The following is a 14581-nucleotide window of genomic DNA, read 5'->3' as shown; positions in this document are numbered from 1 at the left end:
CCCTCGCCGCCCCTCGACTGCCCTCGCCCGCCCCTCGACTGCCCTCGCCTCGCCGCTCGTCCATCCCTCGGCTGTTCCTCGGCTATCCCCCGGCCTGTTTCCGGGCCGGGCCGGCCTCCTCCTTCAGCCGGACCACGAAGTCGGCGACCGCCGACCGCACGTCCTCGGCGCTCCACTCCAGGCCGGGAGCGCGCACGTCGATCTCCGTCACGGCCAGGCCCGGCACGGGTGCGTTCCAGGCGCGGGCGAAGAGCAGGGTCCCGGTCTCCTCGGCCGTACGGATCGCGGCCTCGGCGACCGTGTCGGCGTCGTAGGGGAGCCACACCTGGAACTCGTTGGTGTGCGGCACCTCTGGGTGCACGCGTGACCACGGCAGCCCGGACGCCGTGAATCCCTCGGCCAGCGCGGCGGCCACCACGCGCGCGTGACGCACGTACGAGGGCAGCCGCGGGAGTTCCCGCTCCAGGCCCAGCAGCGCCGACAGGGCGGTGGGGAACTGCTGGAAGACCATGCCGCCGTAGCGGTGGCGCCACGTCTTCGCCTCCTCCACCAGCGTGCTCGGGCCGGCCAGCACGGCGCCGCCGAAACCGTCGAGGGACTTGTAGAACGACACGTAGACGCTGTCCGCCAGCCCGGCGATCTCGTCGAGCGGGCGGCCGAGGTGGACGACTGACTCCCACAGGCGCGCGCCGTCGAAGTGGACCACCGCGTCCCGCTCGCGCGCCGCCTCGACCAGGTCGGTCAGCTCCTCCCAGGACGGCAGCAGGTGTCCGGCGTCCCTGAGCGGCAGTTCGAGCATCAGCGCCCCGAACGGTTCCTCGCAGTCGCGGACCTCCTCGGCGGTGGGCTGCCGGGGCTCGTCGGTCAGCCGTACCGGCCGCAATCCGCTGACCTGGCTGAACGCGGCGCGTTCATACACCTCAGGGTGGGCCTTGCCGTGCAGGGCCACGGCCGGGTTCCCGGTGCGGCCGGCCCAACAGCGCAGGGCGACCTGCTGCGCCATGGTGCCCGTCGGGAAGAAGGCCGCGGCCTCCTTGCCGAGCAGCCCGGCGACCTTGGTCTCCAGGGCCGCGACGACGCCGTCGCCGTACATGTCGACGGATTCGTCCAGGTCGTACACCTCGCCGGCGGCGTCCAGGAGAGCGAGCCGCTGGCGGATCGTGCTCTGGAGCCCGGCGCGCGCCAGTACCCGCCGCGCGCTGCGGGAGGCCCTCCTGCGCCGCTCCCAACGCCGCCTGCGCCGGGCGTCCTCCGACAGCGGCTCCGACACAGCCTCCGCCTCCGACGCCGGCTCCGACACGGTTTCCGCCTCCGCCTCCGCCTCCGCCTCCGCCTCCGACGCCGACTCCGGCACCGGACCGGGCAGCCCCTGCTCGGAGGCCTGCTTGGACTGACCCGCCGTATCACTCATGTGGTGGATCATGGCCCGCACGTGGCCGCGAGACCACCCCGAATTCCGCCCGGGAAGGAAGTGCCGTCACCCACAGCCTGTGGACAACCGGGGCCCGCGGTAACCGATCGCGTTAACATGACGAGAAATCGTCCGGTACCCAGAGCGGACTGGAACGGGAAGGCCGCCGTCGCGTGAGTACAGTCCAACAGCCAGACCCCAGGGACCGCCCCGCGCGGCTCACCGTCGGCGTCGTCGGCGCCGGTCGCGTGGGCCCCGCGCTCGCCGCGTCCCTCCAGCTCGCCGGACACCGCCCGGTCGCCGTCTCGGGCGTTTCCGACGCCTCCCGCCGGCGCGCCGCGACGATGCTGCCGGACGTGCCCGTCGTCACCCCCGCCGAGGTCTTGCGGCGCGCCGATCTCGTCTTGCTGACGGTCCCCGACGACGCCCTTCCCGGCCTCGTCGAGGGCCTCGCCGAGACCGGCGCGGTCCGCCCGGGCCAACTGCTGGTGCACACCTCCGGCCGGTACGGCGCGAGGGTCCTGGACCCCGCCCTGCGGGCGGGGGCCCTCCCGCTGGCGCTGCACCCGGCGATGACCTTCACCGGCACCCCGGTGGACGTCCAGCGCCTGGCCGGCTGCTCCTTCGGAGTCACCGCGCCCGACGAACTGCGGCTGGCCGCCGAGGCCCTCGTCATCGAGATGGGGGGCGAACCGGAATGGATCGCCGAGGAGAACCGGCCGCTCTACCACGCGGCCCTCGCCCTCGGCGCCAACCACCTCGTCACCCTGGTCGCCCAGTCGCTGGAGCTGCTGCGCGCGGCCGGCGTCGAGGCCCCCGACCGGATGCTCGGGCCCCTGCTGGGCGCGGCACTGGACAACGCGCTGCGCTCCGGCGACGCGGCGCTCACCGGCCCCGTCGCGCGCGGTGACGCGGGCACGGTCGCCGCGCACGTCTCGGAGCTGCGCAGGCACGCCCCGCAGAGCGTCGACGGCTACCTCGCGATGGCCCGCGCCACGGCCGACCGAGCCCTCGCCAGCGGTCTGCTCAAGCCCGAACTCGCCGAGGATCTCCTCGGGGTACTCGCCAAGGGGACCGACGGCGCCGAGGGAGACGTCCGATGACCACGACCCTGTTGCGCACCGCCGGTGAACTGCACGCACGCACGCGTGCGGGGCGACGCGCCGTCGTGATGACGATGGGCGCCCTGCACGAGGGTCACGCCACCCTCGTGCGCACCGCGCGCGAGATCGCCGGACCGCGGGGCGAGGTCGTCGTCACGGTCTTCGTCAACCCGCTCCAGTTCGGTGCGGGCGAGGATCTCGACCGCTACCCGCGCACCCTGGACGCCGACGTCAAGATCGCCGGGGCGGCCGGTGCGGACGTCGTGTTCGCCCCGTCCGTCGACGAGGTCTACCCGGGCGGCGAACCCCAGGTCCGCGTCAGCGCCGGCCCGATGGGAGAGCGGCTGGAGGGCGCCTCGCGCCCCGGGCACTTCGACGGCATGCTCACCGTCGTCGCCAAGCTGCTGCACCTGACCCGTCCCGACGTCGCTCTGTACGGGCAGAAGGACGCACAGCAGCTCGCCCTGATCCGGCGCATGGTGCGCGACCTGAACTTCGGCGTCGACATCGTCGCCGTACCGACCGTGCGCGAGGACGACGGACTGGCGCTGTCCAGCCGCAACCGCTATCTCTCCCCGGCCGAGCGGCGCACCGCGCTCGCCCTGTCCAGGGCCCTGTTCGCGGGCCGCGACCGGCATGCCGCGCAGGAGGCGCTGCGGGCACGCGCGCGTGAGGTGCCCGCCACTCACGCGCGTGCGGAGGCGCTCAGCGCCCTGGGTGAGTCCCGTGCGGCCGCCGACGCCCACGCCGTGGCCAAGGCCGCCCCAGGCTCCCTGGCCAAGGCCGCCCCAGGCTCCGTGGCCGCCGTCCGCGCCGCCGCCCGCGCGATCCTGGACGAGGCCGCGCGCATGGTCCCGCCGCTCCGACTGGACTACCTCGCCCTCGTCGACCCGTCCGACTTCGGCGACATCGACGACGACTTCACCGGCGAGGCGGTCCTCGCCGTCGCCGCCCGGGTCGGCACGACCAGGCTGATCGACAACCTCCCCCTCACCTTCGGAGCCGCCTCGTGACCAGCACAGGCATACGACTGCACGCACCCGAGCCCGGATGGTCCATCTCCGCGGACGTCGTGGTCGTCGGCTCCGGGGTGGCCGGCCTCACCGCCGCCCTGCGGTGCGAGGCCGCGGGTCTGACGACGGTCGTCGTCACCAAGGCCCGCCTGGACGACGGCTCCACCCGCTGGGCGCAGGGCGGCATAGCCGCCGCGCTCGGCGAGGGCGACACACCCGAACAGCACCTCCAGGACACGCTGGTGGCGGGCGCGGGCCTGTGCGACGAGGACGCGGTACGCCTCCTCGTCACGGAGGGCCCCGACGCCGTACGGCGGCTGATCGAGACCGGCGCCCACTTCGACGAGTCCGAGGAAGGCGGCCTGGAGCTGACCCGCGAGGGGGGCCACCACCGCCGCCGCATCGCACACGCGGGCGGCGACGCGACCGGCGCGGAGATCTCCCGCGCACTCGTCGAGGCGGTCCGCGCACGCGGACTGCGCACCATCGAGAACGCGCTGGTCCTGGATCTCCTCACGGACGCCGACGGCCGCACCGCCGGTGTCTCCCTGCACGTCATGGGGGAGGGCCAGCACGACGGCGTGGGCGCCGTGCACGCGCCCGCGGTGGTCCTGGCCACCGGCGGCATGGGACAGGTCTTCTCCGCCACCACCAACCCGTCCGTGTCGACGGGTGACGGTGTGGCGCTCGCCCTGCGCGCGGGCGCGGAGATCTCCGACCTGGAGTTCGTCCAGTTCCACCCGACCGTGCTGTTCCTCGGCCCCGACGCGGAGGGCCAGCAGCCTCTCGTCTCCGAGGCGGTGCGCGGCGAGGGTGCCCACCTGGTCGACGGCAACGGCGTGCGCTTCATGCTGGGGCAGCACGAGCTGGCCGAGCTGGCGCCCCGGGACATCGTCGCCAAGGGCATCATGCGCCGCATGCAGGAGCTGGACGCCGAGCACATGTACCTCGACGCCCGCCACTTCGGTGCCGAGATGTGGGAACACCGTTTCCCGACCATCCTCGCCGCCTGCCGGGCCCACGGCATCGACCCGGTCACCGAGCCCGTCCCGGTCGCCCCGGCCGCCCACTACGCCTCCGGCGGGGTGCGCACCGACTCCCACGGCCGGACCACCGTGCCGGGCCTCTACGCCTGCGGTGAGGTCGCCTGCACCGGCGTGCACGGCGCGAACCGGCTCGCCTCCAACTCCCTCCTGGAAGGCCTCGTCTACGCCGAGCGCATCTCCGCCGACATCGCGGCGAGCCGGTCGGCGGACGGCCTCCCCGCGCGCGTGCCCGCACCCGTCGAGCGCACTGAGCACCCCGAGAAGCCCGCGCACCCCCTTCTCGCCCCCGAGGCACGGTTCGCGATCCAGCGGATCATGACGGAGGGCGCGGGCGTCCTGCGCTCCGCCGACTCCCTGGAGAAGGCCGCCGAGCAGCTCCAGCGGCTGCACTCCGACGCCCGCGACGCCCTCGACGAGAACGGCAAGACCGCCGAGCCCGGCGTCGACACCTGGGAGGCCACCAACCTCCTGTGTGTGGCTCGCGTCCTGGTCGCCGCCGCCCGGCTGCGCGAGGAGACCCGCGGCTGCCACTGGCGCGAGGACCGCGCCGAGCGCGACGACACCGACTGGCGCCGCCACATCGTGGTACGGCTCAATCCGGACCGGACGCTCGCCGTACACACCACCGATACCGCAGACTTCCCCCCGACCCGGCAGCAGCAGGAGCAGTGACAGAAGTGAGCACCCCCGAGGATCTTCCCCTCGTCCCGAGCGGCGGCTGCGGCGACGGCTGTGCCTGTGGCACGGACGCCGACCTCACCGGCGAGGAGTACCTGGAGTGCGGGCTCGATCCCGCGCTCGCCCAGCTCCTGGCCGACGCCGGGCTCGACCCCGTCGAGGTCGAGGACATCGCCAACGTCGCCATCCAGGAGGACCTGGCCCACGGCGTGGACGTGACGACGGTCGCGACCATCCCCGAGGACGCGGTCGCCACAGCCGACTTCACCGCGCGCGAGGCGGGCGTCGTGGCGGGCCTCAGGGTCGCCGAGGCCGTGCTCTCGGTCGTCTGCACGGACGAGTTCGAGGTGGAGCGGCATGTCGAGGACGGCGACCGCGTGGAGGCCGGACAGAAGCTGCTGTCGGTCACCACGCGCACGCGTGACCTCCTCACCGGCGAGCGCAGCGCGCTGAATCTGATGTGCCGCCTCTCCGGCATCGCGACCGCCACGCGCGCGTGGGCGGACGTCCTGGAGGGCAGCAAGGCACGCGTGCGGGACACCCGGAAGACCACGCCGGGTCTGCGGGCCCTGGAGAAGTTCGCCGTGCGCTGCGGCGGAGGCGTCAACCACCGCATGTCGCTGTCCGACGCGGCCCTGGTCAAGGACAACCACGTCGTCGCCGCGGGTGGCGTCGCCCAGGCCTTCCAGGCCGTACGGGACGCCTTCCCGGACGTGCCGATCGAGGTCGAGGTCGACACCCTGCCCCAGCTGCGCGAGGTCGTGGAGGCCGGGGCCGACCTCATCCTGCTGGACAACTTCACACCCGCGGAGTGCGCGGAGGCCGTCGGTATCGTCGGCGGGCGCGCGCTGCTGGAGGCGTCCGGTCGGCTCTCCCTGGAGAACGCGAAGGCGTACGCCGACACCGGCGTCGACTTCCTGGCCGTGGGCGCCCTGACCCACTCCTCGCCGATCCTGGACATCGGCCTGGACCTGCGAGCGGCGGAGTAGGGAGCGGGATCCGGCCATGCTGCTGACGATCGACGTAGGCAACACGCACACCGTGCTCGGCCTGTTCGACGGGGAGGACATCGTCGAGCACTGGCGGATCTCGACGGACGCCCGCCGCACCGCCGACGAGCTGGCGGTCCTCCTCCAGGGCCTGATGGGCATGCACCCTCTGCTCGGGGTGGAGCTGGGCGACGGCATCGACGGCATCGCCATCTGCGCCACCGTCCCGTCCGTCCTGCACGAGCTGCGCGAGGTGACCCGCCGCTACTACGGCGACGTCCCGGCGGTGCTCGTCGAGCCCGGCGTGAAGACGGGCGTACCGATCCTCTTCGACAACCCCAAGGAGGTCGGCGCCGACCGGATCATCAACGCGGTCGCCGCCAACGAGCTGTACGGCGGCCCGGCGATCGTCGTGGACTTCGGCACCGCCACCACCTTCGACGCGATCAGCGCGCGCGGGGAGTACGTCGGCGGAGTGATCGCGCCCGGCATCGAGATCTCCGTCGAGGCGCTGGGCGTCAAGGCCGCGCAGCTGCGCAAGATCGAGGTGGCCCGGCCCCGCAGCGTGATCGGCAAGAACACGGTCGAGGCGATGCAGTCCGGCATCGTCTACGGCTTCGCCGGCCAGGTCGACGGCGTCGTGGGCCGGATGGCCAGGGAACTGTCGGACGACCCCGACGACGTGACGGTGATCGCCACGGGTGGCCTGGCGCCGATGGTGCTGGGCGAGTCCTCGGTGATCGACGAGCACGAGCCGTGGCTGACCCTGATCGGGCTGCGCCTGGTGTACGAGCGGAACGTCTCGCGGACGTGAGCGGTGGGTCTGGGTGTGGGAGGGGGCGTGGGCCGTCCGGGCGGGACCGCGCCCGGCCCGGCGTGATCCAACGCGCCACACCCACCCCTTATGCCGAATTTGTCTGATTAGCGCGTATCGTCGCCGCATGCCCACGCCATACGGATCCCGCGGCGGCATGGCGTTCGGTGCGGAGGAGCTGCGTGTGCTCCGTCGCGCCCTCGCCCACGCCCTCCACCCCGGTCCCGCCTCGGCCGAGGACGTCCAGGACTGCCATCGCCTCGCCGAGTCCCTCGACGAGGCGATGCGCGAGGCCGCTCGGCTGCGCGCGTTCCTGGTGTCCGACCTCGCCCGGTACCGCGCCGCCCTCCCTGGCACCGCCGCCGGGTACCTCGCGCTCCTCGAGGAGGTGCTGGCCGCCGGCCACCGGCCGGAGGTCGACGACCTCGCCGCCCTGCGCGCCCTGCGCGGCAATCCGAACGCGGCCGCCCTCCTGGACCGCTGCCAGGCCCTCGCCGAGCAGGACGTACGCGCCCGCCTGGCCCGTCGTGCGGTCCGCCGGGTCCCCGCGCCCGCCCCCGCCGTGCCGGCGTCCCGTGCGCGCCTCCTGGCCCTTCCGGGGGGCCGTTCCCCGGCCGTGGCGGTGGCCGGTCACGGCCATGTCGCCGTCGCCGCCGGGGAGCCGCGTCCGCGGCCTGCCGACAAGCCCGCGGAGAAACCCGCCGAGAAGCCGCCCCCGCCGCCCGCTCCAGGGCCGGTCCCCGTGAAGCCGCAGGAGCCGGAGCCCTCCCGGCGGCCCGTTCCCACGCCGGGCGAGGTCTTCCCGCGGCGCAAGCCCGCCGGGCCGCCCACCGGCCCGCAGGAGCGGCTCGCCGTCGGCTGAGGGGCCGCCGACCCGCCGCGCGGAAGACGACCCCACCCCGATGTCCCGTTCCTCCCTGGCTACCCTGGCTCCATGGACTATGTCTCCGCGCTGCTGCCCCCTGTCGTCATGGCGGTCTTCTTCATCGGCTTGATCAGGGTGATCGTGAAGACCCAGGGCGGCACCAACAAGGCCAAGGAGGACGCGGCCGTCGACGCCGCCCTCGCGCGCGCGGAGAGCACGCGCCAGGCCTCCGTGAACACCGAGGCCTGACACGTGAACACCGAGGCCTGACAACCGGGCAGGCCCGCGCCCGCCCCACACGCGTCCTACGGGCGTACAGCAACCGACTCCGGGTGCTGTACGCCCCTTTTGTTCATGTATGTCGCGAATAGCGCACGTCCGCCACGCGATGGGGGTGATCTCCCACTATTGTTCTGAGTTGTGCCTCGCCCATTGGGAGAACTCGAAGACGCGGTCATGACGCGGGTGTGGAAGTGGAACCGCCCGGTCACCGTTCGAGAAGTCCTGGAAGACCTTCAGCAGGAACGGTCCATCGCCTACACCACGGTGATGACCGTTTTGGACAATCTCCATCAGAAGGGCTGGGTACGCCGCGAGGCGGAAGGCCGGGCCTATCGATATGAGGCGGTCTCCACACGTGCCGCCTACGCCGCCGCCCTGATGAACGAGGCCTGGTCGCAGAGCGACAACCCCGCCGCCGCTCTCGTCGCGTTCTTCGGGATGATGAGCGACGAACAGCGACATGCCCTGCGCGATGCCGTACGCATCGTCCAGGTACCCGAAACTTCGGAACGCCCGGAAGCCGGGAGTACGCGGGAGAACCCCGGGTCCGCGACGGAGACCGGCGGGCGATAGCGTCCGCTCATGTCAGCACAGAGCCCTGAAGTCAACGCTAAAGCCATCACCGTCCGCCGGGCCCGGACCAGCGATGTCCCCGCGGTACGCCGTCTCCTTGACGCGTACGTGCGTGGCGGGATCCTGCTCGACAAAGCGACGGTGACCCTTTACGAGGACATCCAGGAGTTCTGGGTCGCCGAACGCGACGACAACGCCGAGGTCGTCGGCTGCGGCGCGCTGCACGTGATGTGGGAAGACCTCGCGGAAGTCCGCACTCTCGCGGTGAAGCCGGGCTTGAAGGGCGCCGGCGTCGGTCACCAGTTGTTGGAGAAGTTGCTGCACACCGCGCGCTGGCTCGGTGTTCGCCGGGTTTTCTGCCTCACCTTCGAAGTGGACTTCTTCGGCAAGCACGGCTTCGTGGAGATCGGCGAGACGCCGGTCGACACCGATGTCTACACGGAGCTGCTGCGTTCCTATGACGAGGGCGTCGCCGAGTTCCTCGGTCTCGAACGGGTGAAACCGAACACCTTGGGCAACAGCCGGATGCTTCTGCATCTGTGATCATCGGGTCCCATTCCGGCGGAGCCGCCTTGCCCGGGTGCCCTATGTCCGAAACGCGCACGTTTCCGTGCGAGGGGCGGGCAGCCGGTCTCTCCCGAGGGTTTGTGTTTTCTCAGCAAAAGCGGTTTGCTTTCCGACGTACTGCAGTACTGCATATATCAGGGGGCGGCGAAACGGCGGAACGCCGCTGACCCCCGGCCCTCACGTTATCGATGAAAGGAAATCCGGTGGCACAGAAGGTTCAGGTCCTTCTTGTCGACGACCTCGACGGCGGCGAGGCCGACGAGACCGTGACGTTCGCGCTGGACGGCAAGACGTACGAGATCGATCTCACGACTGCCAACGCGGACAAGCTGCGCGGCCTTCTCGACCCCTATGTGAAGGGTGGCCGGCGTACCGGAGGCCGTGCTTCGGGGGGACGTGGGAAGACGCGCCCCGCTGCCGGTGGCAGCCAGGACACCGCTCAGATCCGCGCGTGGGCGAAGGAGAACGGTTACGAGGTCAACGACCGTGGCCGTGTTCCCGCGACCATTCGCGAGGCCTACGAGAAGGCCAACGGCTGAGCGCAGGCACGGCGCAGCCGGACACGGTGGCAGTGCGTCGCGAGCGTGTCCACCAGTCGCACCAGGTCGGGGGCGCCCCCAACGCCCCCCAAGGCCGAGATCGTCGGCAGCGAGTACTCGACCTCGCACCCTTCGACGGGGGGCCGCACCCACACGGCGGCCCCCTGTACCGCTGCCCCGGCGAGGATCCGGCCCGGCGGCAGGGGCGCCTCGACGGCCCCGCCCGCGCCGGTCGCCGTCAGATCCAGTGGCAACGCGTCCCATTCCAGCCACCGCAGGATCCCCGGTAGCTCGTCCGTGCTTCCCGCCGCCACCAGCAGTCGCATCCGATCGCCCCGCACGGCCACCGGAGAGCCCGCCGCCAGGTGCCGCAGCGCCGCGTGACCCGCCTCGGCCGGCACGTCCAGGACGTCGAAACGCAGGCCCACGCGAAGGCGTAGGGGCTCCCCGGGCACCGTCGCCCACTCCAGTTCGTTCTCGTACCAGTCGCGGACGCTCTCGGCCGGACGGTCCGGGTCGAGCGGTCTGCGGGGGGAGGGGACCGTGGATGACGCTGGGGCGGCCGGAAGGCCGGTCGGGGATGCGGTCGGAGGGACGCGTCGGGGCGCTGACGGGGGGACTGGGCCAACCATGCCGACTGCAACCGTCCGGAAGGCGTCCGGGTTACGCTGAGTGCGAGGTCAAGTGCGCACAGTGGCGAAGAGGGGGCGCGCGGGGGTGCCGAGAGGCGCAAGGTTGTTCGCCCGTAGCGGAGGGGACACGGGCTCTCGGCATGGAGTCTCCGTCCCAGCGGGTAAGACATCCCTAGTGGGAGGGGGCGACACGCAGGGTGTGGCAGTCTCACGTTCGCCATCGGCGTACTGGCGACTGGGGTATCTGTCTGGCCTGCGGGAACATCGTCTCGCACCATCGGGTTGGAGCAGATGTCGGCGTTCGGGGTCAGGAGGCCATCGACGGTGTCGGCAGTTGGAATGAGCGGTCCCCGCTTGCGGGACTAAGCTGCGGAAGGACAGGGAGGGGAAGTTCCCCCCACTGCCTGACCGCTCTGAGGAGCGATTAACGATGTTCGAGAGGTTCACCGACCGCGCGCGGCGGGTTGTCGTCCTGGCTCAGGAAGAAGCCCGGATGCTCAACCACAACTACATCGGCACCGAGCACATCCTCCTGGGCCTGATCCACGAGGGTGAGGGTGTCGCCGCCAAGGCCCTTGAGAGCCTCGGGATTTCGCTCGAGGCGGTCCGCCAGCAGGTGGAGGAGATCATCGGGCAGGGCCAGCAGGCCCCGTCCGGGCACATCCCCTTCACCCCCCGTGCCAAGAAGGTCCTGGAGCTGTCGCTCCGCGAGGCCCTTCAGCTGGGCCACAACTACATCGGCACGGAGCACATCCTGCTCGGCCTGATCCGTGAGGGCGAGGGCGTCGCCGCCCAGGTCCTGGTCAAGCTGGGCGCAGATCTCAACCGTGTGCGGCAGCAGGTGATCCAGCTGCTCTCCGGTTACCAGGGCAAGGAGACCGCCGGCGCCAGTGGCGGGCCTGCCGAGGGCACCCCCTCGACGTCCCTGGTCCTCGACCAGTTCGGCCGCAACCTCACGCAGGCCGCTCGTGAGTCCAAGCTCGACCCGGTCATCGGGCGCGAGAAGGAGATCGAGCGGGTCATGCAGGTGCTGTCCCGCCGTACCAAGAACAACCCGGTCCTCATCGGTGAGCCCGGCGTCGGCAAGACCGCCGTCGTCGAGGGCCTCGCCCAGGCCATCGTCAAGGGCGAGGTGCCCGAGACCCTCAAGGACAAGCACCTCTACACCCTGGACCTCGGTGCCCTGGTCGCCGGCTCCCGCTACCGCGGTGACTTCGAGGAGCGCCTGAAGAAGGTCCTCAAGGAGATCCGCACCCGCGGCGACATCATCCTGTTCATCGACGAGCTGCACACGCTGGTCGGTGCGGGTGCCGCCGAGGGCGCCATCGACGCCGCCTCCATCCTGAAGCCGATGCTGGCCCGCGGTGAACTCCAGACCATCGGTGCGACCACGCTGGACGAGTACCGCAAGCACCTGGAGAAGGACGCGGCCCTCGAGCGCCGCTTCCAGCCCATCCAGGTCGCTGAGCCGTCCCTGCCGCACACCATCGAGATCCTCAAGGGTCTGCGCGACCGGTACGAGGCGCACCACCGCGTCTCGATCACCGACGAGGCGCTGGTCCAGGCCGCCACCCTGGCCGACCGGTACATCTCGGACCGCTTCCTGCCGGACAAGGCGATCGACCTGATCGACGAGGCCGGTTCCCGGATGCGCATCCGCCGGATGACCGCGCCGCCGGACCTGCGCGAGTTCGACGAGAAGATCGCCGGTGTCCGCCGCGACAAGGAGTCCGCGATCGACTCGCAGGACTTCGAGAAGGCCGCCTCCCTGCGCGACAAGGAGAAGCAGCTCCTCGCCGCCAAGGCCAAGCGGGAGAAGGAGTGGAAGGCCGGCGACATGGACGTCGTCGCCGAGGTCGACGGCGAGCTGATCGCCGAGGTCCTCGCGACCGCCACCGGCATCCCGGTCTTCAAGCTGACCGAGGAGGAGTCCTCGCGTCTGCTGCGGATGGAGGACGAGCTCCACAAGCGCGTCATCGGCCAGAAGGACGCCGTCAAGGCGCTCTCGAAGGCGATCCGCCGTACGCGCGCGGGCCTCAAGGACCCGAAGCGTCCCGGTGGTTCGTTCATCTTCGCCGGTCCGTCCGGTGTCGGTAAGACCGAGCTGTCCAAGGCACTCGCCGAGTTCCTCTTCGGTGACGAGGACGCGCTGATCTCCCTCGACATGTCGGAGTTCAGCGAGAAGCACACGGTGTCGCGGCTCTTCGGATCCCCGCCCGGATACGTGGGTTACGAAGAGGGTGGCCAGCTGACCGAGAAGGTCCGTCGCAAGCCGTTCTCCGTCGTCCTCTTCGACGAGGTGGAGAAGGCCCACCCGGACATCTTCAACTCGCTGCTTCAGATCCTGGAGGACGGTCGCCTGACCGACTCCCAGGGCCGGGTCGTGGACTTCAAGAACACGGTCATCATCATGACGACCAACCTCGGCACGCGAGACATCTCGAAGGGCTTCAACCTCGGCTTCGCCGCCGCGGGTGACACGAAGTCCAACTACGAGCGCATGAAGAACAAGGTCTCGGACGAGCTGAAGCAGCACTTCCGGCCCGAGTTCCTCAACCGTGTCGACGACGTGGTCGTCTTCCCGCAGCTGACCCAGGAGGACATCCTCCAGATCGTCGACCTGATGGTCGGCAAGGTGGACGAGCGCCTGAAGGACCGGGACATGGGCATCGAGCTGTCCCAGTCCGCCAAGGAACTGCTGTCCAAGAAGGGTTACGACCCCGTGCTGGGTGCGCGTCCGCTGCGTCGCACCATCCAGCGTGAGATCGAGGACACGCTCTCGGAGAAGATCCTCTTCGGCGAGCTGCGCCCCGGTCACATCGTGGTCGTGGACACCGAGGGCGAGGGCGACGCCAAGACCTTCACCTTCCGGGGTGAGGAGAAGTCGGCGCTGCCGGACGTCCCGCCGATCGAGCAGGCGACCGGCGGTGCGGGTCCGAACCTGAGCAAGGACGCCTGACCCCTTCGGGGTTGAGCGGAGAAGAGGGGCCGCTCCGGGACACACGTCCCGGAGCGGCCCCTCTCGTTTCGTTCGTCAGGACAGCTGCCCGTCGTAGTCCGGCAGCTTGAAGGTCTTCTCGGCGTGGCCGCCCGACAGGTCGGTGGCGCTGTTGCCGATGTTCGCGATGATCGTGTAGCCCTTGGACTCGATGGTGACGCGCTGGGCGGTCTTGTAGGCGGCGACGTCCTTGAAGAGGTCGAACAGGCCGCGCACGTGCAGGCCGGAGACCTTGTAGCCGACGTACTTGAGGTTGTAGTCGGTCACGCCCGAGATGATGCCGGGACGCGCGGTGACGAAGAACAGGGAGACGCCGTGCTCCTGGGCGTACTTGGCGACGTCCAGGACCGGCTTGTTGGCCGGCTGCGGGTAGCTGAAGCCGAAGTCGGTTTCCAGGGTGGTGTTGTCGATGTCGAGGACCAGAGCCTGCTTCTCACCCGGCTTGACGGCGCCGATGCGCTGCTTCAGATAGGGCAGGGCCTGGTTCATCACGGTCACGCAGTCCGCCTGCCAGGTGTCGTAGTCGACGTCCTCCGCGGCGGTGGCGGTGGCGGTGGCGACGGCGGAGGTGCCGGTGGCCGTCGCGGCCTGGGCGCCGGCCGGGACGGCCATCGCGGTGATGGCGGCCGTCGCCACGGCGGTCATGCCGATACGGCGCGTCCAGGTGCCTCTGGTCATGGTGGGGGGTCCTCTCGTGTCCAAAGCGCTGCGGGTGTCGTGGGCATGCTCATCGAGGCGGATGGCCTGACGGGAACCAGCGGGTTACTGGACGGTAGAGGGCCATGAGAGGCCCGTCACACCCTCGTGCACGGTTCGTGACGCGGGTCACAACTCGGCGACGAGGCTGGGGAGTAGCCGCCGTCACATTCCGAAGTGGCCTGCGCCGTGCGGCCGGTGACTTGTCGCACAGGAGCCACGTCACGTACTACCCGGAATAGTGCTGACCGTAAATCGGGCGAAAAGGACGTAACCCCCAGAGCCGCATCAGTCCGGAAGGCTCCCGTGTGGAACGGGGCCGCGTGCGGGTCGGAGGGTGAAGTGTCAAGAAGTGTGCCGTTTTGGAGTGAAGTA

General features: G+C 70.8%; 14 protein-coding genes. 11 read left to right on the top strand and 3 right to left on the bottom strand.

What is annotated here, in order from left to right; genetic code table 11:
- Positions 1-82: 82 nt before the first annotated feature.
- Positions 83-1411 carry a threonine aldolase family protein gene (locus ACZ5Y0_RS14090; RefSeq protein WP_469128927.1) on the bottom strand — a complete coding sequence of 443 codons (1329 nt, stop codon included), beginning with the start codon at positions 1409-1411 and terminating at the stop codon, positions 83-85.
- A 173-nt stretch (positions 1412-1584) separates the two neighbouring features.
- On the opposite strand from ACZ5Y0_RS14090, the gene ACZ5Y0_RS14085 reads away from it, so the two are divergent.
- The 10 genes from ACZ5Y0_RS14085 to ACZ5Y0_RS14040 all read left to right on the top strand — a co-directional run bounded on the left by ACZ5Y0_RS14085 (position 1585) and on the right by ACZ5Y0_RS14040 (position 9880).
- Complete coding sequence (locus ACZ5Y0_RS14085; protein WP_469128926.1) at positions 1585-2514, top strand: Rossmann-like and DUF2520 domain-containing protein; 930 nt, start codon at positions 1585-1587, stop codon at positions 2512-2514.
- Positions 2511-3527: a pantoate--beta-alanine ligase gene (gene panC / locus ACZ5Y0_RS14080; RefSeq protein ID WP_469128925.1), complete on the top strand. Its 1017-nt coding sequence runs from the start codon at positions 2511-2513 to the stop codon at positions 3525-3527. Before ACZ5Y0_RS14085 ends, panC begins: the two co-directional genes overlap by 4 nt.
- Positions 3524-5245, top strand: a complete 1722-nt coding sequence (locus ACZ5Y0_RS14075; RefSeq protein ID WP_469128924.1) for an L-aspartate oxidase — start codon at positions 3524-3526, stop codon at positions 5243-5245. The genes panC and ACZ5Y0_RS14075 overlap by 4 nt, the downstream gene beginning before the upstream one ends.
- 5 nt (positions 5246-5250) lie before the next feature.
- A complete protein-coding gene (nadC, locus tag ACZ5Y0_RS14070; protein ID WP_469128923.1) occupies positions 5251-6240 on the top strand; it encodes a carboxylating nicotinate-nucleotide diphosphorylase in 990 nt (329 codons plus the stop codon).
- 16 nt (positions 6241-6256) lie between these two features.
- On the top strand, positions 6257-7054 hold the full coding sequence (locus ACZ5Y0_RS14065; protein WP_469128922.1) for a type III pantothenate kinase: 798 nt from the start codon (positions 6257-6259) through the stop codon (positions 7052-7054).
- A 157-nt stretch (positions 7055-7211) separates the two neighbouring features.
- On the top strand, positions 7212-7916 hold the full coding sequence (locus ACZ5Y0_RS14060) for a hypothetical protein (protein ID WP_469129181.1): 705 nt from the start codon (positions 7212-7214) through the stop codon (positions 7914-7916).
- Between the two features lie 72 nt (positions 7917-7988).
- A complete protein-coding gene (locus ACZ5Y0_RS14055; RefSeq protein ID WP_469128921.1) occupies positions 7989-8168 on the top strand; it encodes a hypothetical protein in 180 nt (59 codons plus the stop codon).
- A 183-nt stretch (positions 8169-8351) separates the two neighbouring features.
- Positions 8352-8774, top strand: coding sequence for a BlaI/MecI/CopY family transcriptional regulator (locus ACZ5Y0_RS14050; RefSeq protein ID WP_469129180.1), 423 nt, complete (start codon positions 8352-8354; stop codon positions 8772-8774).
- Between the two features lie 9 nt (positions 8775-8783).
- Positions 8784-9317 carry an amino-acid N-acetyltransferase gene (locus ACZ5Y0_RS14045; protein ID WP_469128920.1) on the top strand — a complete coding sequence of 178 codons (534 nt, stop codon included), beginning with the start codon at positions 8784-8786 and terminating at the stop codon, positions 9315-9317.
- A gap of 227 nt (positions 9318-9544) precedes the next feature.
- On the top strand, positions 9545-9880 hold the full coding sequence (locus tag ACZ5Y0_RS14040; protein WP_469128919.1) for a histone-like nucleoid-structuring protein Lsr2: 336 nt from the start codon (positions 9545-9547) through the stop codon (positions 9878-9880).
- Here the strand turns inward: ACZ5Y0_RS14040 and ACZ5Y0_RS14035 are convergent.
- On the bottom strand, positions 9859-10512 hold the full coding sequence (locus ACZ5Y0_RS14035) for an SCO3374 family protein (protein ID WP_469128918.1): 654 nt from the start codon (positions 10510-10512) through the stop codon (positions 9859-9861). The genes ACZ5Y0_RS14040 and ACZ5Y0_RS14035 overlap by 22 nt on opposite strands.
- Before the next feature lie 430 nt (positions 10513-10942).
- Here ACZ5Y0_RS14035 and ACZ5Y0_RS14030 point away from each other — a divergent pair, with 430 nt between their 5' ends.
- A complete protein-coding gene (locus ACZ5Y0_RS14030; RefSeq protein WP_469128917.1) occupies positions 10943-13471 on the top strand; it encodes an ATP-dependent Clp protease ATP-binding subunit in 2529 nt (842 codons plus the stop codon).
- Positions 13472-13546: 75 nt separating this feature from the next.
- On the opposite strand, the gene ACZ5Y0_RS14025 is transcribed toward ACZ5Y0_RS14030, so the two are convergent.
- Positions 13547-14188 (bottom strand): HAD family acid phosphatase, encoded by a 642-nt coding sequence (locus ACZ5Y0_RS14025; protein ID WP_469128916.1) that lies wholly within the window; start codon positions 14186-14188, stop codon positions 13547-13549.
- Between the last annotated feature and the right edge of the window lie 393 nt (positions 14189-14581).

It is taken from the genome of Streptomyces sp. NPDC033216 (genome assembly GCF_055577115.1).
This window is presented reverse-complemented; position numbering and strand designations above follow the sequence as displayed.